Source organism: Photobacterium sp. DNB23_23_1 (assembly GCF_052873815.1).
Genome location: NZ_JBNNXT010000001.1, coordinates 320,134 through 342,995, shown reverse-complemented (window position 1 = coordinate 342,995; position 22,862 = coordinate 320,134). Strand labels below are relative to the sequence as shown.

The following is a 22,862-nucleotide window of genomic DNA, read 5'->3' as shown; positions in this document are numbered from 1 at the left end:
ATTGTTTTCGTTACCACTATATGGATATGGGTTGGCTAACGTGTCTGTCAGTACGAGGTTAAGTACGAAGGCATGACAAATGAAAATCAGCGGATCAAACCACAACATCTCGACTATGTCCGAGAGTCTCATTATGCCTCATTGCTTGAGGCCTCTGGCCGCTCACGCCTGTTGCTGTGGCTTATCGCACTGTTCTTTGTCGCAGCCATAATATGGGCCGCCTATGCCCCGATAGAGCAAGTGACCCGTGGCGAAGGTAAGGTTATTCCGTCTTCGCAGCGGCAAATTGTCCAAAACCTCGAAGGTGGTATTGTCGAAGCCATTTTGGTGCGAGAAGGAGAGCAGGTTACCGTTGGCCAACCACTCATCCAGCTCGATGACACCCGTTTCAAAGCCGATTTTGATGAAAAAAATCAGGATTTACTTGGCATCAAAGCCGATAGTATTCGCTTGAATGCCTTACTAAACAGCATCACAACATCTCCACCGGACAAGTCACCCAGTCAGTTGTGGCGACAATCCGTGACGATCTCACCAGCCGAGCTCACTTTTCCAGATCACTTTCACCAGCAAAATGCTGGCTTAGTGAAAAGGCAACAAAACGAATACCGTGATCAACTGGCCAGTTTAGATAATCAACTCACCCTGATGGCCCAGCAAATTCAGCAAAAGCTCCGAGAACTGGAAGAAGCACGAGCGAGGCTTAAAAACCAGAAACAGAGCTATTACTTGGCCAATGAAGAATACCGAATCACCAAACCACTGGCCGATGAGGGAGTCGTACCCAAGATTGAGTTGCTCAAGCTACAACGGCAGGTCAATGAAACCCGTAAAGATATGACATCGACTGAATTGCAGATCCCGACGATGAAAGCGGCATTGAGCGAAGCGATATTCAAACGGCTCGATATTGCCCTTAATTTCCGATCCGAAACTCAGTCTGAACTCAACCAAACGTCCGATAAGCTCGATGCGTTAAGTCAATCCCATCTTGGCTTGCAAGACAAAGTCGTGCGCACCCTTGTCACCTCACCCGTTAACGGTACGGTGCAGAAAATTCATATTAATACCCTTGGTGGCGTTATCCAGCCCGGCATGGATCTCATCGAGGTGATCCCCACCGAAGATAGCTTATTAGTGGAGGCGCAGATATCGCCCAAGGATATAGGCTTTCTAAGGCCGGGATTAGCCGCAGTGGTGAAGTTTACCGCCTATGAGTTCACCCAGTATGGCGGTTTGACCGGCACGTTAGAACATATCAGCGCCGATACTCAGATTGATGAAGAGGGGCATAGCTACTATCAAATCCGGATACGAACCAATGAAACGGAATTTACCGATCCGGCAGGAAATAGACTGCCCATTATTCCAGGGATGAATGCGGTCGCCGACATTATTACAGGCGAGAAAACCGTCTTGCAGTATTTACTCAATCCAGTGCTGAAAGCACAGCAAACGGCACTCAGAGAGTGATTATTTTAGGGGCTGCTTTCTATGATTCTTTTACATAAACGATTCTTACAATCTTTTCGTCGACGCAGGATGAAGCTCACGCTGATAGCGAGTCTACTTTATGCTCCCTTAGCAACAGGACAATCGTTAGAGCAGGCGGTAGCTGATACATTGGCGACCAATCCTGAAATCAAGCGGGCTTACAATGAGTTCATGAGCCGAAACGAGTCTACCCGCTCTTCTGTCGGCGATTACTTACCGTCTGTCGATCTAGAAGCCACTGCGGGGTACGAGGACTACGACAACACAACCAACAGTACTGGGGACTATGAACCGCTCGATGCCACCATCAGTTTGCGCCAACTTATTTGGGATGGATCCATTACCTATCATGATATCCAGCGCAACAAAGCTGAAGCCGAAGCGCAACGCTACCAACTTCTGGCGGATGCCCAAGACAAAGCCCTTCGGGTCACTGAAATTTATCTCGACACCCTTGAAGCCCAGGAAGTACTGGCTTTGTCGCAAACAAACTTCGCAGTCCACCAGCGAATCTTTACCGACATCAAAAAGCGAACGGACTCTGGTATTGGCTCCACCGCCGACTTAGCCCAGATAGAAGGGCGACTAGCCCGGTCACGATCCAACCTCATTGCGGCTGAGAACAACCTGCAAGATAAGATCACCGAGTTCTATCGCGAGGTCGGCAGCCCCCCAGTAAATCTAGAAAAGCCAGAGGTTGATCAAAACTATATTCCTACCTCACTTGAAAATGCAATCAGCGAAGCCAAAGATAAAAACCCTGTATTGTACGTTGCCCGAAATGATATCGATGCGGCGAATTACCAATACAAACAAGCCAAAGGGGGTTTTTATCCCACCTTCTCTATCGAAGCGTCCCAAGAATGGGGAGAGGATATCGATGGAACACCGGGCCATACCGATGAATTCAAGGCCATGCTAAAGATGGAGTACAACCTGTACAACGGCGGCTCGGATTTGGCCGAAAGTCGCCGTGCCGCCTACCAGTTGAGCCAATCGAAAGATGTACGCGACCGTGCATACAGTTTACTGGAAGAAAGCACTCGGCTGGCCTGGAGCGGAATGGAGCTAGCATTAAACCAGATCCTTTACCTGCAAAAGCATGTCGATGCCTCGGCTCGCACAGTTATTGCCTATGAAAAACAATTCAGGATCGGTAAACGTACCCTGCTGGATGTCCTCAATACTGAAAATGAGTTATTTGAGGCGAGAAAGGCATACCTAGACGCACACTATGCCGGGATCCTAGCCAAATACCGGGTACTGAATTCAACCGGGCTGTTACTGGAAGAAATGCGGGTCGATGTACCTAATCAGTGGTCGGAATCGGTACGCTAGGGGGAACCATGATAAAACTCTGCACCAAACCGCTGTTGTGGTTACCGCTAGCCTGGGTGCTTGCATTGCTCACGTTATCAGGCTGCTCAACAGAAGCCGATGCACCTCCAATTGCCGACCAATCACGGGACTTATTAGATGATGATGCTGACGGCGTAATCAACGCCCGTGACAAATGTCCAGGCACCCCATATTCCGCCATTGTCGATAACAACGGCTGCCCAAGCTTTGTTGAGCGGTCTGAATCAAATGATTTGCATATCTTGTTCGCCAATGATTCCACCGTGATTCCTGATAACTTTTTATCGCAAATAAAACGCATGGCTGACTTTCTGGCGACTTACGCAGAGGCAAGGATCGAGCTTAAAGGCTACGCCAGCCAAGTAGGGGCATCTGAATACAACCTCGACTTATCAAAGCGCCGAGCCAAAGTGGTCCGCCAACAGCTTATCGACTACGGTGTCAGCCCGAGCCGAATTAAAACCCTTGGTTTTGGTGACACTGAACCTGTCGCAGCCAGCACAAAAGAGCAATCGAACGCATTAAGCCGACGGGTTACTGCCCGAGTACGGGGAGAAAAGGGGAACGTTTTGGAAGAGTGGACCATTTTTTCGCTACGCGCCGACTAGCTGTCTATGACACTTTCAACGAAGGAGATTCGGATGCTATTGATCTCGCTATTGCTTAGCACTGGTTGGTTTAACCCGCCAGATGTCGCTGCCGAGCAGTACCATATCGGTTCAGATCCGTTGAGTGCCGAAGAAAAAGAGATCGTGAAACGCATCGAACGTACATACAGCAAACAAGCGGCAATGAGAGTTACGGCTTGGTGGCAACTGTTGAAAATCCTTAAGCAACAAGACGAGCTTACCCAACTCAAACAAGTTAATGATTTCCTTAACCAAATGCAGTTTCTCGATGATATCGAGATCTGGGGAAAAGACGATTACTGGGCGACCCCCTTAGAATTCTTGGGAGCCGGAGCAGGTGACTGCGAAGAGTTCAGCATTGCCAAGTATATGTCGTTACGCGAGCTAGGGGTGAATGATGAAAAACTGCGCCTGATTTATGTCAAAGCGCTTACCCTGAACCAGTTCCACATGGTATTGGCTTATTATCCCACGCCCAATGCTGTGCCCTTATTGCTCGACAACCTCAGCCCAGACATTTTACAAGCTAGCCAACGGCCTGATCTCCAGCCTATCTATAGCTTTAACGGTAACAAACTATGGCTGATGAAACAGCGAGGACAAGGTCAACTGGTCGGTGATACCAGCCAAATCAAACACTGGCAGTCCTTGCAGCAGCGAGTACTGCACCATCAGTTTGCCAAGCCCGTTTTGCGGCTAGATGGCGAATAGGAGGCAATGAATGAATATGTCACTCTATCGCCAATTGTTTTTAGGGTTAAGCCTGTTGTTCTTGCTGTTGCTAGCAGGTACGGCCTTCAGCCAATTTACCACCACGCACGATTACTTGGTTGAACAACAGACCATAGAAATAGACAACGCTATCCATGCTGTCGGCCTGGCTATTTCCCCTTACGTTGAACAAGACGATACTGTCGCCATCGAGTCGGTGATCAACGCCATGTTCGACGGCAGCCTGTATCAAAAAGTCTCCCTGCAACTGCTGGAAAACAATACTCTCATTGAACGGGCCTACCCTGTCCAGCTAAGCGATGCTCCACACTGGTTTCAACATTGGGTCAATATCTCTCCCGTCACCCGTCAGGATACGTTGACGAGTGGCTGGCTACAGTATGGAAAAATCACGGTAACCAGTTCTCCGGCGTTGGCCTATAGCAAACTTTGGCAAAGCAGCTGGCAGCTACTGACAACCTTCATCATCGGCTTTGTTGTTGGTGTATTGACATTGAAGCTCTTGCTTGATCATTTGGTCAAAAAGCCTCTGAGTCAATTTCAGCAAAAAGCCCATGCCATTGCAGACAAACATTTTGGTCAGCCACTGCCAACGCCATCAACCAAGGAGTTCGTTCCTTTAGCCCATGCTTTCAACCAAATGTCGGCCAAAATAGAACAGCACTTCAATCAGCAAGCCCAGGAAGCCGACCTGCTACGAAAAAGAGCCTATCAAGATCCAGAGTCCGGACTCAATAATCGAAAGCGACTGCTGCTGCACATGGAAGATTGGCTGGAACAAGAGACTACTGGCGCTATTGTCATTGTTAAATTGGAAGCAATCAGCTGGTTAAGGGGAAAAAAAGAGTACCAACGGGCAGCCCAGTTAGCCGAAAAAGTGGGCCACCACTTAAAAAGTTCGGCTTCAGAATCAGAAAGGCTGGGGCGGTTGAGCCACAGTGAATTTATTATTATTCAGACAGAAAATGCGGCCCCTATCGATCAGGATCAAAGCAGCAGCGCAATGCGGAATCTACTTGATCAGCTTAACCACATCCAAGCCGGTTGCTCTCCTGACGGCCGCCACCCCGTCTATGGCGGCGTTATTATCAAACACGTCCAAAGTTCATTGAATGTATCCGCTCTATTGGCACAGTGTGATAACGTACTGTCCAAAGCCCAACACAACCCCTATCGGTTTACGGTTATTCACCATCAAAATGGCCAGTTGCACAAAGGTGCTCTCCTGCCTGATGCAGAACAGCAGCAACAAATGCATCAACCCGAACATCTACTGTGGGGAAAGCAACAATGGCGAGATCTTTGCCTGTCCGCGATTGAAAATGACAATATTACCTTGTCCTTTCAAATGGTCAGAGACAACCTGCAACACCCAGTTCACCAAGAAGTGTTCGCAGTACTCAAGCACCATGAGCATTGCTATTCAGCTCACCTGTTTATTCCAGCACTGAATGCCCTGAAGCAGACGGCAAAATTGGATCGCCATATTATCCAAAAAGCCGTTCACTATCTGTCATTGCACCAGACTTTTCTGGCGATCAATATCGCCCCAACCTCGATCGCCGATACTGAATTCATCCAATGGCTAGATAGCTTCTTGGCCGAACACCCGGTCGTCAGCCAGCAGCTGATCTTCGAACTACCAGAGATCGCCTTTATCGACAACAATGCACAAACTCGATTGCTGTGCATGGTTCTCGACAAACACTGTTTTACTTATGGCATTGATCATTTTGGCCACCATTTCGACTCAGTGGGCTATTTACGCCAATTCCAGCCCCTGTACGTCAAAATCGACACCGATTTTACCCGCCAGCCAGCCGATGATATCCAGCAAGATGCACTCCGCGCGCTGCTCCAAACAGCCCATCACCGCTCTATCAAAACCATTGCCACCCGGGTGGAGCATCAACCTCAATATCAGGCACTAAAAACGTTGGGAATTATGGGTTTCCAAGGGCACTACATTACCAATCAGAAGGAGGTAAACCATGGCTGATCCGCTTCTTAATGCCTTACACTACCTCTGCCAACATTACGGCCACCCCCGTTCAGTGAAAAGCCTGTTGGAGGGACTGCCGTTGCAAGACGGTCTGCTTTCACCACACTTACTACCAAGAGCGGCACACAATGCAGGTTTTCAAGCTGAAGAAGCGACCCTTAGCCTGCCCCAACTCTCGCCGCTTCTATTACCGGTAATAGCCCTGCTCGACAGCAATCAGGCCTGTGTGTTGCTCGATATCGATCAGGAGAAGCAACGGGCTGAAATTGCCCTTCCCTGCAATTTGATGAAAGATGCTAGCGCTACTGAGACTGAAACGACAGTCGCTGAAAGCACCGAAGCGGATAAAACCTGGGTCAGTTTTGATGAACTGGAGCAACAGTTTCTTAACCGAGTGTTTTTACTAAAACTCCCGTTTCAATTCGACGCCCGAAGCCAGCAAGCGGCAACGTCGGCCAGTGCGAACCCCAGCCAAACTTCAGGTCCAATCCCCCCCCGCAGTGTATCGGGTGCTAGCCAGGCATGGTTCTGGCAAACACTGTGGCAATCTAAATCCCTGTACCGTGACGTACTTATCGCCTCAGCCTTACTCAACATCTTTGCGTTGGCCATTCCGCTTTTTACGCGGCTGATTTACGACAAAGTCGTTCCCAATCAGGCTTTTGATACCTTGTGGGTGCTCACCAGCGGTATGGTCATTATTTTTGGCTTTGACGTAGTGCTGAAATACCTGCGCAGCTATTTTATCGATATCGCCAGCAAGAAATCAGACGTCCTGCTGTCTGCTGATATTTACCGCAAGGTCATGGGGCTGAAGCTCGCCGCACGACCGCCGTCTGTAGGCGCATTCACCCGCCACTTGCAGGAGTTTGAGTCGGTCAGGGAGTTCTTTACCTCCGCCACCATCGCTTCCTTGATTGATCTCCCCTTTGCACTGCTGTTTTTATTGGTGATCTACACCATTGCTGGCCCACTGGTCACCATTCCACTCATAGCCATAACCCTGCTAATACTCTACAGCTTACTGATACAACGACCACTGCGAAAAGCGATTGAGGAAGGCTCACAACTCGCGGCACAAAAACACGCTAACTTGGTCGAAAGTGTCGCAGGACTTGAGACCGTCAAACTGTTCAACAGCCAGCCTCAATATCAGCACCGTTGGGAGCAAGCCGTCGCCCATATGGCCAACTGGGGTGTTAAATCACGCCGCCTAACCGACTCGGTACATAATCTTGCTGGACTGACCCAACAGTGCGTATCGGTGGGGGTGATTATCTTCGGTGTTTACTTGATTGCGGCAGGACAGTTGACGGTCGGTGGCTTGATCGCCGTCTCCATGTTGACTAGCCGAGCTATCGGGCCAATGATCCAGTTGTCACAATTGTCCACCCGCTACCACCAGGCCAAATCAGCCATTGCTATCTTGAGTGATATTATGGCGATGCCAGATGAGACTCGGCCAAGCCAGCAAACAGATAATACCCAGCCTTTAAGTGGCAATATCACGTGTGACAACCTCACGTTCAGTTACCCAAATGCCGAGACGGCTGCACTGAAGTCCGTCTCCCTCACCATCAAGCCTGGGGAAAAAGTGGCGATTATCGGAAAAATAGGCTCGGGGAAAACCACGCTCCTACGCCTATTAATGGGATTATATCAACCTAGCTCGGGATCCATCCGCTTTGATAACACCAATATCAATCAATATCACCCCCATACGCTGCGCCAGCAAATCGGCTGTGTTCCTCAAGACAATGCCTTGTTTTTCGGTTCTATTCGCGACAACATAACTCTCGGTTCGCCACAGGCTAGCGACGATGAAATTAACCTCGCCTGCCACCAAGCCGGTGTCCACCTGTTTACCCAACAGGAGGCCTCAGGGCTTAACCGCCAAGTAGGGGAAGGAGGGCAATACTTATCAGATGGGCAAAAACAAACGATCACCATTGCCCGTGCACTGCTCAACCAACCCAAGCTACTTATCTTCGATGAGCCCACCAGCCAGATGGACAACCGCTCGGAGCAACATCTCAAGCAAACCCTAAAGTCATTAAATGACCAACATACTCTGATTTTGTTTACCCACAAAACCAGCATGCTGGAATGTATTGACCGGCTAATTGTGCTGGAGCATGGACATGTGATTGCCGATGGGGATAAAGAAGCGGTCTTGAACAAACTTAAGAGTGGGGGCGAATAGCATGTACCCCATTGATAACAATTTATATTGGCTCGGTCGAGATCCACCAAAGGCCGTTCACTTCAAAAATGTAAAACAAGTTCACTGCGTAGATGACCTGCCCGACATCTGGGGAGGTATATTGTGCGTCAATCTAGATGTTCCCGAAGAACAGAACCATACGTTAGTCTCTATATTCTCTCATCAAAAAGTATGGTCTTGGGCAATGTATGTCACCCACACCAACCACTATTCTGACTGTCTCTGCGATGGTGTTTTCAATGAACAGACAGCCTATAACTATTGGCTTGAAATTAACCACAAACTCAACAAACTCTCTAACATCGAGCAAATTGACCCGCTCACAGGTTGGTTGGGCATTCAACGCACACGACGAGTGACACCTTTTAAACAACTCAATTATTTGGGCATCTACCAATACCCTATTATCGAAGCCTTATACCCAGAACTTTACTCAACCTACCGTTATGTGCTTTCCGAAGTAAACCGAGAAATGCTTGAACCAGAAAAACTGGTTGACCGTATTCGGGTTTGTAAACAATGCAATAGCGGGCACCTCAACTACGTAGAAGTATGTCCAAACTGCAAAAGCATCGATATCGACGTACAAACCTCATTGCACTGCTTTACTTGTGGACACGTTGGCGACCAACAAAGCTTCCTGCGCAAAGGGAAACTAGAATGCCCTAATTGTTTAACCCAGCTACGGCATATTGGTGTGGACTACGATCGGCCATTAGAAACACACGTATGTCGCTCCTGCTTCCATTTGTTTGTTGAGCCAGAAACAATAAGCAACTGTTTGAATTGTGAAACGCAAACTGAAACGGCAGAGCTTATTGTCCAAAAAATTCACCAGCTTAAACTGGGGCAGCTCGGAGAGTATGTTTACCAGCATGGAAAAGTATTACAAGCACCAGAGTTATCCATCAAAGGAAAAGTCGATGCCGGCTATTTTGAAAACATCTTACTGTGGCTCAACAAGGTCGCACTGAGACACGATGAAGAGCACCTACTGCTAAGCATGTACCTGCCTAGGCTAGAGGAGTACAGCAGCCTGTATGGTGATAGCAAAATGTTTGCCTTACTCGACCAAATCACAGTCCGGCTTAACGGCCTATTTCGCGATACCGATATCTGCTGTCAATACAAACAAGATGTCCTACTGGTACTCATGCCCAAAACGAAAATGACCAGCATCTCCGTACTGCAAAAGAAAATAAAACAGCTCAGCAGCCTGATTGAAGAAGAACAATTCGTATTACATGTCTCTGCGGTAAAAATACCAAACCCAACCATCAACGAAGGCGTTAAGGTATGGCTGGCTGATACAATCGGTGACATTTATGCTTCAAGATAGCCTCGCCGTACTCGGCCAACTCTACTTGGTGATCATCCACAACCACGCAATATGGTTGCTCCTGTTCCCTATGCTGCTAATTTTCGAGTTGCCGTTATATCTTGTTGTGCTGACAGGAATATTCCGCTGGTCTTACCCAGCATCAGAAACACCGTTACATCACTACCCTTACCTCAGTTTTGTCATTACTTGCTACAGCGAAGGGGACGATATTGAAATCACCATCAATACCCTCATAGAGCAAGTTTACCCAGGACAAATAGAAATACTGGTGATCATCGATGGGGCAAGCCAAAACAGAGCGACTTACCTCGCAGCTCTACGCAGTAAACAGCAACATCAGGCAGCAAGACGACGGAAAGTTATTGTCGTTCCTAAATGGCAACGAGGAGGGCGGGTATCCAGCTGCAACGCCGGGCTATCGATGGCCAAAGGAGAGATCGTTTTTAGCCTTGATGGTGATACCTCGTTCGACAACGATATGGCATTCAATATGGCCAAACACTTTGCTGATCCCAACACTATGGCCTGCGGCGGTGCATTACGAGTTCGGAATCATGAAACCAATATCATCACCCAGATGCAAGCCATGGAATATATGTTGTCGATGCAGGCGGGGAAAACCGGCATGGCAAATTGGGGAGTACTCAATAACATTTCCGGCGCTTTTGGGGCATTTCGCACCGCCATTATCAGACAGGCTGGAGGATGGGATACCCATACCGCAGAAGATCTCGACATTACGATACGGCTCAAGCAATACAAAGGAAGATATTCCTCTTCCCATCTAGCATTTGCACCTCACGCTGTTGGCCATACCGATGTCCCTGATACGCTCAAAGACCTCGTTATGCAAAGGCTTAGGTGGGATGGTGATTTATATTTTCTCTTTCTACGCAAACACCGTAAAGGTTTAACCCCTGCCTTACTCGGCTGGGGGAATTTCGTGTTTACCTTGGCCTACGGTGTTATACAAAACATCCTCCTTCCTATTGTTGTGGCCGGGTACACATTTTATCTCTTTACCATGCTTCCGTTGAATCTCGCCTTTGCCTTAATGATGCTGCTTTATGTGGTTTACCTGTTTTTTTCTTTACTTCTATTCTTTGTGTATTACTTCCTTGTTTCTGAAAGAAAAGAGGATTGGAGAGCAGTAATCTGGCTACCGCTGTATCCGATGTACCAATACTTCATGCGCCTCGTGACTGCGTTTGCCATGATCAATGAAGTGGTCCGACGCAGCCATGAAGAGTCCAGTATGGCGCCTTGGTGGGTACTAAAACGGGGGAAAAAGTTCTAAACGATGAAGGTTAAATTTCACCTCGACAAGCAACAAAAACCGCAATCAGAAGGTGGCGTTAAAGTCGTCTACGGGCAGGCCAAACGTAGCGGCTATAAACTACGTTGGTATCTGATCCTTGCCTTGGTGATCAGCCCACTGCTCATCATGGGGTATTATCTGTTCCGCACCCAAGTATTGGTTATCGCTCCAGCAATTATTACGTCATACCCCGTCACTATCACCTCTGCTGAAAGTAGTCTCGTCGCGCCACTACCGACAGTGGTTGGCAATAGGGTTACTAAAGGCCAAGCTATCATTTTGCTATCTGATCCGGCGCTTGATGAAGAAACCCGTTTTATTGAACAAGAGTTACTTAAACTCTCCCCACCCACCCCAAAAATAGACAAGCTCTATCAGGCTGCTATTGCACAATCAGAGCAAAACTTGCAAAAATTCCAGAAAATTCAGCGAAACTACGACACCTTTAGAGCAAAAGGCCATGTCTCTGAAGTTGACTACGCTGCAATAATCAATATCAGCAGCTCACTCAACAATCAGCTAAATAACCAAAAATTGGCCTATATTGAGGCTCAACGCCATTTAAATGAAATAGCATTGGCAGGCCCTGTAAGCCAAGCCTATCGGGCGTTGATGCAGGAGTTGGTCGTCAAACGCGCCCAGCAAGATAACCTCACCATTCGTAGCCCCATTAATGGTCGAGTCATCGATATCCACGTACTGGAAGGCGAGAGGGTTACAGCCGATACGCCACTGATCACGGTGGCACGAAACACTACCCCAGACATTATCGCCTTCCTCAACCCCAAGTACCTGAAATACAGCGACATAGATACCAATGCAACAATCACCTTTCCTGATGGCAAAAAAATGAGTGCCACAGTAAGCAAACCGGTCGAAATCGTTAATAAATTACCGCAGGAGCTTCAGCGCCCGTTTGAGGGGCAGCCAGCTTACTTAAAAGTCACCCTACATTTCGAAGGAGCACTTGAGCAAAAATATTGGATAGAAGGAATGGAAGTAGAAGTGCAATTCTAGTCACTTATACCAACCTACATAAATATTTGATCAACGACTTATCCAGATTGGTATTAGTTACGTCGTTCTAACGTATTGAAATATTTCTGCAAACAAACAAGGGTAGCTTTTGCTTTCACTTTTAGGAAATAGATAGGGACATTACCGTGAAGCTCTCACCTCTCGTTGCAGCCATTCTCGTTTCAGTCAGTTCAACTAGCTACGCTTTCGACTTGCAACAACCGGCCAACAACAGTACAGATAATTTGGTCTGGACTGGACACCTCAGCCCTGATACCGACACCGTCGTTTCAGCCATGCTAGCGGCCCATATCTATGGTGGCACTGCTACCGTACCTGAGAAAATTAACCCTGAGTCAGAGTTTGTACTCAATTACTGTAACGCTGAAGCGCCACGCATCGAGTCTAATTATGCCGATTTCCAGGTAGGTCTTGTCGACTTTAACCAAGTAACTCAATTAGCCCCAACCATTGATCAAGGCTCTATTGTTGCTGTGATTGATCACCACGCCATTGGCGGTTCGCCTATCAACACACCACAACTTGTTGCGATGGATATCCGTGGCTGGGGCTCAGCAGCAACGATTTTGGCAGACAATGCCGAGAAGCTTGATGTTACCTTACCCAAACACCTGGCTTGTGCCGGTCTAGGTGCCATCCTGTCTGATACCGTGGTTTTCCAATCATCGACCACTACAGACTATGATCATCACTATGCTGAAAAGCTCGCAGCCATTGCTGGTATCAGCGATATAGAAGACTTCGGCCAGCAGATGCTAATTGCCAAATCTGATCTTAGCCACCTTTCTGCTGACACCATTTTGACCATGGACTACAAAAACTTTGAATATGGCGGCAAGAAAGTAGGTATTGGTGTGGCAGAAACGCTGACCGCCCAACAGTTGATTGACCGTAAGGAAGACTTGCTGGCAGCAATGAAAGCGCACAAGCAAGCCAATGAACTTGACCACTTGTTCTTCTCTATCACCGACACCAAAGATAAAAAAGCCAACTTACTGTGGGTGGATAACAACGACTTTACCGTCATTAAAGCCGCTTTCAATACTGACGTAGAGGGCGATATGCTAACGCTGGAAGGTGTCACTTCACGCAAGCGCCAGATTGGCCCTGCGATTCAAAGTGCGATTGAAAGCTTGTAACTATTCATACCAATCTGGATAAGTCGTTGATCAAGTATTTGCACTGGAAAAATCGTTGTTATCAAGGCAGAGATTGCAGTAACTAGTGGCTCTAATTACAAAATATCTAACGCAGAGAACAGCGATTTTAACCTGCAATACTGATCAAATATTTATGTAGGTTGGTATCACTAGTCATATAAAAAAGCCGCTGAATTCTCAGCGGCTACCAAGCTATAGATGCAAAAAAGCCAGCAATTAAGCTGGCTTTCTAAATTTGGCGGAGAGATAGGGATTTGAACCCTAGATACGCTACAAACGTATGCCGGTTTTCAAGACCGGTGCTTTCAACCACTCAGCCATCTCTCCTTTGTGCGGCGAATAATACGCAGTTCGATATTAGGTGTAAAGCAAAAATATCACTCAAATCGCCAAGCGCTCACTATCCAAGCAGTCCGCTCAAATACTCCACTTTCACCACAAGATATCAAGCAAACCGTGAGGATAATAAAGCAAATTTAGCTTTAGCATCATCTTCAATAATGTTTCCGTGTGTCACGATAATCTTGTCGAAGTCCCACTCTTGCACACTTTGGAGGAATCGATTAAAAGCCGGTTTATCTTTTAGTGTGAACCCCATTTTCAACGGCGGTGCGACGCAACACCCTTTGAAACCAATCGGTTCGAAGACGTACTTGGCCATCGCTCCTGCAAAACCCGCTTTATTCGGGTTTTCAGGGTAGTTTTGCACCAAGTCCGTCACAATCAACGAACTAGAGTGGCGATGATAGAAAACTGTTTCATTAAACAAAGGTACTGACGGCATGGTGTACCATTCCAAATCACCTTGCCAAACATTCTCCATTCCTCGCTGCAAAATATGATAACTCGATAGCGGTACTTTGCGGGGAATACCTGCACTGACATACACCTCAGCATCAGGATAAGCATCGATCCAATCTTGAAGCCATCGACTGTGATGGTTATTGGCTGCAACCAAATAGCTAACAGGACCTAACTCATTGATCGCTTGCTGCAGAGAGGATGACATGGCTGTCGGTGAATGTACCCACAGGCGACCATCCTGTAACCGGACAACCGTCATCCTCAGCCCAAGCTTTGTCCCCAGCATTTTCATTGAGTCTTCATGAACCCAAATGTCATCACCTATTTGTCGCATGCAATCCCCGCTCGTTATCTGTGTCCATTAAACCTCTGTTTCCACTCAAGTATAGTGCCAGAGGCTATAGCAATGACATGCTTTTAGATCACAGAATAGCCAATTAGCGATTCGCTGAAATTTAGAGGTATGACTTAACTTCCAGCAATGACTCACCAATTAATGCTGCTCTTGACACAACATCGCTCGCAGGCACTAACAAATCAGGGATCATAATCGCTTGGCAGCCCGCATCTAGCCCAGAGCGCATACCATTGTTTGAGTCTTCCAAAACTAAACAATTGACAGGAGCGATATCCAGTTGGGCGCTAGCCATCAGGTAGCAATCGGGTGCTGGCTTACCGTTTTTCACATCTTCAGCCGTGACAACAACGTCAAATTGCGAGAGATAATCGGTGCCGGCAAAGTGGTGTGCCACTTTCTTACGTGGGGATGAAGTTACAAGCGCACATTTCAGCCCTTTCCGTTTAATATCTGCAAACAACTCGCTGAACCCCGGCATGAATGGGATCCCTTTATCTTGCTCGGCATGAAACATCGCATCCCTGACTTGGCAAAAACGCTCAAGATCCAACGCCTCACCAAACTTAACGGTAATGCGACGCTCACACTCGACATCCTGAACCCCAATAAAGCACTGATAGTCTTCATCCGTTAAGTCTAATCCTTGCTCTTCAGCTGCATATTGCCAACAGGTCTTGTACAAACCTTCGGTATCAAAGATCAGGCCATCCATATCAAACAATACCGCTTTTACTTCTGTCATATCTTCCTCAACTTTGGGTTGTAAACGCTCGCTGGCGCTAAAGTTACCTTTTGGGCCTAAGACAATGCTTTCATAGTAACCATCACCAGTACGTCTTGGACCACCACCAAGTTATACCCGTCATTAGCTAAACGGGCGGTTAACGCATCAATAAGGCTGTTTGATGGCGAGTGTAAACCATTGATATATATTTTTTAGAAAGTGGAGAAATCGTTCAATCAAAGTCGATATGACTGAAGTGCGGATTATCTATTTGAACTTCGAGCTTGGAGACCACTTCTAGCAACACCAACTCAATAGTGTCACCTGTTTGGATCTCAATACACTCTTCTTTGCTTGTATTCCACTTGGTATCAAGTGCAGTTCCAAACACCTCTTGCCCTGACTTCAAGGTCAGCTTGACGGGATAGCGATACATACAAGCAATTTCGACATAATCAGTTTGATGACAAGAGACCATTTGGCGTTCCTTTAAGGAGATTACATCACTGATACTGGGCTGAGGTAATAAATTGACCGAAGGTTTCACACCACACAATTACCGTATTGTATCGGGCTATCTCAACGCTTTCGTCCAGCGGCAACATAAACTGATCGAACGTTTTAATATCGCCTATCCTCACCATAGACGATTTAAGGCGATTGAAATCAGCTTCTGTTTCAACAAATTCAGGTGATAGATAGAGCTTATAATCAGGTCCCGGCGCTAGCTCGCCGATAAAGCTGATACTATCTGCAGCCAGTGCAACGTTACCTTCACCCCAGTGAAGGAAATCACTGTCTTGGCGCTCTTTATCAAACGTGGCAGTAAACTGCGCTTTCGCCTCGACCAATTGAATGGTTGATACAGATGGTGCATCTGGCGCTATCAATATCGGCAGGGCATAAATGCCAAGAGCAAAGCCAATCCCTACCGCAATAATGTGAGTGAATATCAGTCCAATAATTCGTTTCATGTCAGCCTCCTTGCTAACGCTGAGTAAGTTCAAACCCGTACACTTGAACTATAGCAAAAACAGTGAGGTAGCTTAGATTTATAGCGCCGAAACTTACAGCCTCTGTTTGGAAGCGAGAGCCTTTTCTAAAATATGCAGTAAAGCTTGGCGTACTGGGCCCTCGGTATGACGGCGGGTTTGGATCACATCAACCGTTGTCAGCCAACCATCCGGTTCGAAAGCGAGATCCAATATATTCAATTTACCTTGTTCAACATAAGGTGCAGCCAAACGTTCAGGAACGATCACCCAGCCAAGCCCTTGAGCAGCCAATTCCAGTAAAAGCTGATGATTGTTGGCGTACCATACTTGAGTACTGATGGCATAACTAAACCACAACTCCTTGCCACTGGACGAACGCTGCACAACTTGTCGGTAGTTGCGCAAATCACTATCTTTTAGTGATGCCCTGCCAGCTAATGGATGCTGAGGCGCTGCAAGGGTCAAAAAACGGTTATACCCTACCGTTGCAAACTCGGTATCTTCCAGCATTTTTCCATCGGAATACACCACGCCTACATGCGCCCTTCCCTCACTGACCATTGCTTTGATATCGAAAGTTGATGCGGAGATTAACTCAATATTGGTCATCGGATGCTGCTCGCCAATAGCGACAATTTGGCTAAGCAATTCAGGTTCAAGCAGGCTTTCCTCAATCGCAACCACCAACTCATGCTCTTCATCGGCATCCAGAGCCATTACCTTTTGGTCCAGACGTTGCTGCTGTAACAGGATTGAGCGAGCAATGGGTAACAGCGCCTCACCTTGGGCTGTTAATCTCGGCATATTGCTCGAACGGTCAAACAAGGTTTGATTCAACGCGATTTCCAAATTCGACACCGATTGGCTGACCCCTGACTGTGCCCGTTTATACTTTCTTGCAGCAGCCGAAAATGACCCACACTCACAAACGGCGACAAACATTTTCAATTGCTCAAAGCTGTACATAACGGATTGCTCACTTCCAAATCATTAACCACAAACAAGCTATCACACATTGTGATAGCTGCTAACTTTCACCTGAAACATTCTTTGATACGCTGAGGCATCAATTAGCGCGGCGGAATGTTAGTACACCGAGCTACGAATTGACACCATCTCAACAATCAGAGTATCAGAATAAATGATAGATAAGCTCTGAACTTAACGACTAACGGAGCGACTATGAATATTGACCAAGCCCTTGCTCTCATTCACCGAGGAACAGAGCAAGTTACCCCAGAATCAGCTTTGATTGATAAATTAAAAAAAGACCGACCGCTCGTGGTCAAACTTGGTGCTGATCCTACGGCGCCGGATATTCACCTTGGTCACACAGTTATTCTTAATAAATTACGACAGTTTCAAGACTTGGGTCATAAAGTTGTCTTCTTGATCGGCGACTTTACCGGTAAAATCGGTGATCCAAGCGGAAAGAACACCACGCGTCCACCACTAACGACAGAGCAGGTTCTCGCCAATGCCGAGACCTACCAGCAGCAAGTATTCAAGATCCTCGACCCTAGCAAAACCGAGATCGTCTTTAACTCCCATTGGCTATCTCAACTGGGTGCCGAGGGCATATTAAAACTCACCGCCAGCCAGACAGTGGCCAGAATGCTTGAACGAGAGGATTTCAAAAAGCGTTTCGCCGAGCAACAATCGATTGGCATCCATGAATTCATCTACCCGCTGCTTCAGGGCTACGATTCTGTTGAACTAAAAGCCGATATTGAATTGGGTGGTACGGATCAGACCTTCAACCTGCTAATGGGCCGAGAGTTACAAAAGCAACACAACATGGAGCCACAGGTAGTGATCACCATGCCATTGCTGGTTGGCCTCGATGGCAGCAAGAAAATGTCAAAATCAGCGGCAAACTACATTGGTATCACTGAATCTTCTGAGGAAATGTTCGGCAAGCTGATGTCGATTTCTGACGAGTTGATGTGGAACTACTTTGAGCTATTATCGTTTCGCAGCATGGATGACATTGAACAGTTTAAGCGGGATATCAACACGGGACGTAACCCTAAAGAGATCAAGGTGCTGCTGGCCAAAGAGATCGTCGCCCGCTTCCATTCTGATGAAGCGGCCAATAGCGCCGAGTCGATGTTCAACCAACGTTTCGCGGCAAAGGTCCTGCCAGATAATCTAGAGACTATTGAAATGCAACACGGGTTAACCATCAGTCAGGTACTTAAACAAGCTGAACTAACCGCATCGACTTCTGAGGCGATTCGTTTGATCAAGCAAGGCGCCGTCAAAATTGATGGGATCAAGGTTGAGGAGACTTCATTTGAGCTTCCGGTAGGCGAAAGTATTTACCAAGTGGGTAAGCGGCGCGTTGCCAAGATCAATATCGTCTAATATAAAGACTATTATTCAAGATCATAGGGCCCTATTGGTGCCCTATCTTCCAACAACACATGACGGATATACTATACAGTCAAAGCCAGCTTAACCGCCGCCTCCGCATGGATGCTTGCCGTATCATAAAGCGGAACATCGGTATCTTTGGGCGAAATCAACAACGCAATTTCCGTACAACCTAGAATTACGGCTTCAGCGCCTTGTTCAGCCAGTTTTTCGGTAATTCGAACATATTCTGCCCGTGACTCTTCTTTGAGTACGCCTTTACAAAGCTCGTCATAAATAACCCGATGAATAATGTCCCTATCAGGTAAATCTGGCACCACTACCTCAATACCAAACTGCTCAGTTAAATGGCTGATATAAAAGTCTTGCTCTATGGTAAAACGCGTTCCCAATAGCCCCACTTTTTTGATGCCGTCGGATTTAAGTTGTTGTGCTGTTGCATCGGCAATGTGCAGCAAGGGGATTGACACAGCCTGCTCAATATCTTTAGCGACTTTGTGCATGGTATTAGTACAAATCAATAGAAAATCTGCACCAGCAACTTCCACCGATTTGGCTGCTTGTGACAAGATATTTGCGGTTGCAGTCCAGTCACCGGCATGCTGCAGCTTCTCAATTTCGTCGAAGTTTACACTGTAAAGAGCGATTTTGGCCGAATGTAGACCTCCGAGCTCGTGCTTAACCCCTTCATTAATTGCCTTGTAATAACTTGCTGTTGATTCCCAGCTCATACCGCCTAGCAAGCCAATGGTTTTCATGGTGTGCCTATCCGTGATTCTTCGCCAAACATTGTAAATTATTACCATTGTTAGACAGAAAAATACAGATAACACGCTAAGATATAAAACTTAACGCGAGCAAGGACAAGGAAGCAATAAAGTGATCCAACAAGCGACGTTTAGGGATACCGCTGACATTATTGCGGTTATAGGGCTAGCAATTAGGACCTGTATTGATGAGCCAGCTGATATCCAAGATGGGATTATTGCCAGCTGTGCCGACAGCGTGCTGTGGTGGCGACGTTACCCAGACAGCTCCGTGCATTATGTCTATCGCATTGACGGCAACATCGTCGGTACCATTCTGGTTAAGGAATATTGGAACCTATCCAATTTATTTGTAGACCCTCGGTTTCACCATCAAGGCATTGCTCGCCAGTTGATAACCAAAGCGCTCGAGGTTTGCAAAGAACGCTCGCCCAAACAAGCCGTTCACCTTAACGCTTCAGAATACGCCGTTAACTTTTATCAGAAACTGGGGTTTGTCCCGAATGGCGAGCCGAAGGACTTACCAGGTGGGTGCTTTCCTTTCATTTATATGTTCAATCAAACACCTTGAAGTATTAGAATCACAGACAACAGGGTTATTGAACTGTCCATTTTTAATCATCGACCACAGCTCTATGCCAGCGAGTGTGGCTTTAGCGCCTTCATCAGATTTCCATCCCAGACACTGATGCATCTTACCTTCACTTTCCGGTGGCTTTGTTCGACTAGGTAGTTTAAATACTTAACTTGAAGCACTTCAATCAAGTAGAGCACCCTCCCCATAAGCCAGAGTTGGACGTTAATATTATGCAGCGCTAACGCATTGGCACCACTCTTATCGAGCACCACCTTTTCAGGTAATCCGTTATGGCCTATTGCCTTAATGAAAAAGGCGCGAGCAGCTTTCTCATAACGGTGAGCGCAAAGTAAAAAATCAATGACCTTGCCGTACTTATCAACGGCTCGGTAGTAATATTTCCACTGACCTTTGACATTGATGTATGTCGCTTCCATCCGCCACAAAGAAGCGATTTGTGTCTATTTTTTTCAGTGATAGTTAACGCCGTGTGATCTTGTTCACGTTTTAGGTGGAAAGATGGGAAACGTTTGCTATTAACATAAATGCAGAATGTAATCGATAACTTGACGATATATATATCTTTATGTTTAAAAATAAACCACACCAATAATCTAAGCACTTGATGAAAGGTGTTTATTTAACAGTTAAGTAACTCCGGACAGGTATTATCCAACCGTGACATTATTTATCCTGCAACTTATAATTTTATTTCATTCTGTTTCATTTGATTTCGTTTGATTTCATTTGATTTCATTTTTTATACCGAATTTCCCTGGAAGTTAAATGAGTTTAAAAACGAAAAAATTGCTGCTGGCATCTTCAGTCGTAATATTGTTGGGCGGTTGTAATAGCGATAGTGGCAGTAATAATTATATTAGTATGGACCTACGTCTCATGGAGACCACGGATATTCATACGAATGTCATGCCTTATAACTATTTTGTCAACGCAGATGTTAATGCCAATTCAATGCCTGAGTGGGGTTTGGCTCGTACATCGCTCGTGATTCAAGAAACACGAGAAGAAGTTGACAACAGTATGTTGTTTGATAATGGTGATCTGGTTCAAGGTAGTCCAATGGGGGATTACATGGCAAATCTCGGAGTTGAACACCTTAAAAGGGATCTACACCCTGTTTACAAGGCAATGAATCATCTTAAATACGATGCAGCAAACTTAGGAAATCATGAGTTTAACTATGGCCTTGAGTATCTAGAAGAAGCACTGAAAGGTTCTGATTTCCCTTATGTATCTGCTAACATTTGGAAAGCTGACGACAGTCTTGAAAAAGTGAGCACTGACGCGGAAGAGTGTGAAATTCAGATTACTGAAGATTTCTATGAACAAGCAGAAAGCATGCACTCCCCATATGTTATCCTTGATCGAGATTTTCTTGGTGATGATGGTCAATACCACACCGTTAAAGTGGGTGTTATAGGCTTCACTCCACCTCAGATTATGGGGTGGGATAGTTCTCACTTGAAGTGTAATGTTCTAGTCTCTGATATTAAAAAAACTGCTGAACATTATGTTCCAATGATGAAGGCTGAAGGTGCTGATGTTATTGTTGCTATTCCGCACTCAGGGTTGGCTGACGAAGATGGTGAGTTTGCTGAAAATGCGACGCTTCAACTGGCTTATGTTGATGATGTTGATGCTATCATGTTTGGTCATGACCACCGTGAATTCCCAAATTCTACGGGTGAATATAGTGAAATCGAAGGGGTAAAATCAGAGAAAGGGCTTATTAATGGTATTCCGGCGGTTATGCCTGGCTTCTGGGGTGCTAAGTTGGGCGTCATTGATATCAAATTGAATTCTAAAGATGGTGGTGAGACTTGGCATGTTGATCATAGTCAGTCCACAGCTAAACTACGGTCATTGCTCCCAGAACAGTCTGATACTGTTATCGAAGCTCTTGTAGCAGAAGAGCATAAGGGTACAGTTGAGTATATGGCTGATACAATTGCAGAAATTGATGTTAACGTAAACAGCTTTTTCCCTCAGCTTGTACCAGATCTATCGATTCAAATTGTTAATGAAGCGCAGCTTCATCAATTGATGAAATGGAAAGATGAGGGGCAATTCCCTGATGCATCAGCCGATGCTTTCTTCTTGTCTGTTTCTGCACCATTTAAGTCTGGCCGTAACGGCGGTGAAGATTTTACTAATATCCAAGACGGTGAGTTTACTAATGCATCTGTTGCAGATATCTATGTATTTGACAACAATACACCCGCTGTTTTGAAAATGACTGGCGCAGATATGAAGCGCTGGATTGAGTGGGTTAACTCAAATGCTTACAACAACTTACCACTTCAAGATGGGGAAACATTCTTAGTCGAAGGGTTCCCTGGCTACAACTTTGATGCGTTTTATGGTGGTGTTGATAATGGCGGTGAAGGCCTTTTAAAATATGAAGTGAATGTTGTAAACAAGCCTCGTTTTACAAATATTAACGGCTTTAATTATGATGAAACAGCCAGCAATCAACAACTAACATCTTTGACATTTAAAGGTGAAGAAATTGATGATGATGCGGAAATTTATGTGATTACCAATAATTACCGAGCATCGAACGTTGATATGCCAGGAATTGATAAGGCTGAGCTTATTAAAGAAGAAGCTGCATTTAATAACCGTAATTTAGTACAGTACTACTTGAATGATCGTCTAGAAGAGCAAGATGATGATTTGAAGCTAGAATTTAAGAATGCTGAAGTGTTTACTCTAGTTGCGCCAGGCACAGATAAGGTTACATTTGCATCGGCGAAGCTTGAAGAGGCCTATCGTTGTGCGGATGAGTTAACCGGCCTTTCTACGACGCGTGTTGAGACGACAAAAGAAGGCTCTGAAGGGTTCGTTGAGTACTACTTTGATTTTGATTACAGTGGTGAATTTAACTGTTCGTTCAAAGGTCATTAATTCATTAGCTTAGATGAGTTAATCATAGAAGAACG

Annotated in this window: 19 protein-coding genes, 1 tRNA gene and 1 pseudogene; 13 read left to right on the top strand and 8 right to left on the bottom strand. The window is 46.1% G+C overall.

Translation table 11 applies throughout. The features are described 5' to 3' along the window. Nucleotides 1–72: 72 nt before the first annotated feature. The 10 genes from ACVA53_RS01445 to ACVA53_RS01400 all read left to right on the top strand — a co-directional run bounded on the left by ACVA53_RS01445 (nt 73) and on the right by ACVA53_RS01400 (nt 13,277). Nucleotides 73–1,473, top strand: coding sequence for an HlyD family type I secretion periplasmic adaptor subunit (locus tag ACVA53_RS01445; RefSeq protein ID WP_446504351.1), 1,401 nt, complete (start codon nt 73–75; stop codon nt 1,471–1,473). A 69-nt stretch (nt 1,474–1,542) separates the two neighbouring features. After that, the gene (locus tag ACVA53_RS01440) at nt 1,543–2,832 is read left to right on the top strand and encodes a TolC family outer membrane protein (RefSeq protein ID WP_446504350.1); all 1,290 of its coding nucleotides are present in this window, start codon (nt 1,543–1,545) and stop codon (nt 2,830–2,832) included. 8 nt (nt 2,833–2,840) lie between these two features. Beyond that, nucleotides 2,841–3,461 carry an OmpA family protein gene (locus ACVA53_RS01435; protein ID WP_255042695.1) on the top strand — a complete coding sequence of 207 codons (621 nt, stop codon included), beginning with the start codon at nt 2,841–2,843 and terminating at the stop codon, nt 3,459–3,461. Nucleotides 3,462–3,494: 33 nt separating this feature from the next. Continuing rightward, a complete protein-coding gene (locus ACVA53_RS01430) occupies nt 3,495–4,193 on the top strand; it encodes a transglutaminase-like cysteine peptidase (protein ID WP_446504349.1) in 699 nt (232 codons plus the stop codon). A 10-nt stretch (nt 4,194–4,203) separates the two neighbouring features. Beyond that, nucleotides 4,204–6,213, top strand: coding sequence for a bifunctional diguanylate cyclase/phosphodiesterase (locus tag ACVA53_RS01425; protein ID WP_446504348.1), 2,010 nt, complete (start codon nt 4,204–4,206; stop codon nt 6,211–6,213). Next, on the top strand, nt 6,206–8,419 hold the full coding sequence (locus tag ACVA53_RS01420; RefSeq protein ID WP_446504347.1) for a type I secretion system permease/ATPase: 2,214 nt from the start codon (nt 6,206–6,208) through the stop codon (nt 8,417–8,419). The genes ACVA53_RS01425 and ACVA53_RS01420 overlap by 8 nt, the downstream gene beginning before the upstream one ends. A gap of 1 nt (nt 8,420) precedes the next feature. Further along, nucleotides 8,421–9,779, top strand: a complete 1,359-nt coding sequence (locus ACVA53_RS01415; RefSeq protein ID WP_446504346.1) for a TackOD1 domain-containing metal-binding protein — start codon at nt 8,421–8,423, stop codon at nt 9,777–9,779. Continuing rightward, nucleotides 9,766–11,079: a glycosyltransferase family 2 protein gene (locus ACVA53_RS01410; RefSeq protein ID WP_446504345.1), complete on the top strand. Its 1,314-nt coding sequence runs from the start codon at nt 9,766–9,768 to the stop codon at nt 11,077–11,079. The genes ACVA53_RS01415 and ACVA53_RS01410 overlap by 14 nt, the downstream gene beginning before the upstream one ends. A gap of 3 nt (nt 11,080–11,082) precedes the next feature. Beyond that, the gene (locus ACVA53_RS01405) at nt 11,083–12,117 is read left to right on the top strand and encodes an HlyD family secretion protein (protein WP_446504344.1); all 1,035 of its coding nucleotides are present in this window, start codon (nt 11,083–11,085) and stop codon (nt 12,115–12,117) included. Between the two features lie 146 nt (nt 12,118–12,263). After that, a complete protein-coding gene (locus ACVA53_RS01400) occupies nt 12,264–13,277 on the top strand; it encodes a manganese-dependent inorganic pyrophosphatase (protein WP_255042682.1) in 1,014 nt (337 codons plus the stop codon). Between the two features lie 257 nt (nt 13,278–13,534). On the opposite strand, the gene ACVA53_RS01395 is transcribed toward ACVA53_RS01400, so the two are convergent. The 6 genes from ACVA53_RS01395 to ACVA53_RS01370 all read right to left on the bottom strand — a co-directional run bounded on the left by ACVA53_RS01395 (nt 13,535) and on the right by ACVA53_RS01370 (nt 17,145). Continuing rightward, nucleotides 13,535–13,625: transfer RNA gene (locus tag ACVA53_RS01395), tRNA-Ser, on the bottom strand. A gap of 118 nt (nt 13,626–13,743) precedes the next feature. Continuing rightward, a complete protein-coding gene (locus ACVA53_RS01390) occupies nt 13,744–14,436 on the bottom strand; it encodes a DUF4336 domain-containing protein (protein ID WP_446504343.1) in 693 nt (230 codons plus the stop codon). Between the two features lie 121 nt (nt 14,437–14,557). After that, complete coding sequence (locus tag ACVA53_RS01385; protein ID WP_255042680.1) at nt 14,558–15,202, bottom strand: HAD family hydrolase; 645 nt, start codon at nt 15,200–15,202, stop codon at nt 14,558–14,560. 214 nt (nt 15,203–15,416) lie between these two features. Continuing rightward, the gene (locus ACVA53_RS01380) at nt 15,417–15,662 is read right to left on the bottom strand and encodes a Rho-binding antiterminator (protein WP_446504342.1); all 246 of its coding nucleotides are present in this window, start codon (nt 15,660–15,662) and stop codon (nt 15,417–15,419) included. Nucleotides 15,663–15,687: 25 nt separating this feature from the next. Continuing rightward, nucleotides 15,688–16,158 (bottom strand): DM13 domain-containing protein, encoded by a 471-nt coding sequence (locus tag ACVA53_RS01375; RefSeq protein ID WP_446504341.1) that lies wholly within the window; start codon nt 16,156–16,158, stop codon nt 15,688–15,690. A 93-nt stretch (nt 16,159–16,251) separates the two neighbouring features. After that, complete coding sequence (locus tag ACVA53_RS01370; RefSeq protein ID WP_446504340.1) at nt 16,252–17,145, bottom strand: LysR family transcriptional regulator; 894 nt, start codon at nt 17,143–17,145, stop codon at nt 16,252–16,254. A gap of 216 nt (nt 17,146–17,361) precedes the next feature. Here ACVA53_RS01370 and tyrS point away from each other — a divergent pair, with 216 nt between their 5' ends. Further along, complete coding sequence (tyrS, locus tag ACVA53_RS01365; RefSeq protein WP_446504339.1) at nt 17,362–18,546, top strand: tyrosine--tRNA ligase; 1,185 nt, start codon at nt 17,362–17,364, stop codon at nt 18,544–18,546. A gap of 71 nt (nt 18,547–18,617) precedes the next feature. Here tyrS and ACVA53_RS01360 read toward each other — a convergent pair whose 3' ends face one another. Then, nucleotides 18,618–19,313: an aspartate/glutamate racemase family protein gene (locus ACVA53_RS01360; protein WP_446504338.1), complete on the bottom strand. Its 696-nt coding sequence runs from the start codon at nt 19,311–19,313 to the stop codon at nt 18,618–18,620. A 121-nt stretch (nt 19,314–19,434) separates the two neighbouring features. Here ACVA53_RS01360 and ACVA53_RS01355 point away from each other — a divergent pair, with 121 nt between their 5' ends. Then, nucleotides 19,435–19,893: a GNAT family N-acetyltransferase gene (locus tag ACVA53_RS01355; RefSeq protein ID WP_255042672.1), complete on the top strand. Its 459-nt coding sequence runs from the start codon at nt 19,435–19,437 to the stop codon at nt 19,891–19,893. Here ACVA53_RS01355 and ACVA53_RS01350 read toward each other — a convergent pair. After that, nucleotides 19,843–20,345: pseudogene (locus ACVA53_RS01350) on the bottom strand (IS6 family transposase); the annotation flags it as partial. The gene ACVA53_RS01355 and the pseudogene ACVA53_RS01350 overlap by 51 nt on opposite strands. Nucleotides 20,346–20,685: 340 nt before the next feature. Between ACVA53_RS01350 and ACVA53_RS01345 the strand changes: the two are divergent. Further along, the gene (locus ACVA53_RS01345) at nt 20,686–22,827 is read left to right on the top strand and encodes a bifunctional 2',3'-cyclic-nucleotide 2'-phosphodiesterase/3'-nucleotidase (protein WP_446504337.1); all 2,142 of its coding nucleotides are present in this window, start codon (nt 20,686–20,688) and stop codon (nt 22,825–22,827) included. Nucleotides 22,828–22,862: the final 35 nt, after the last annotated feature.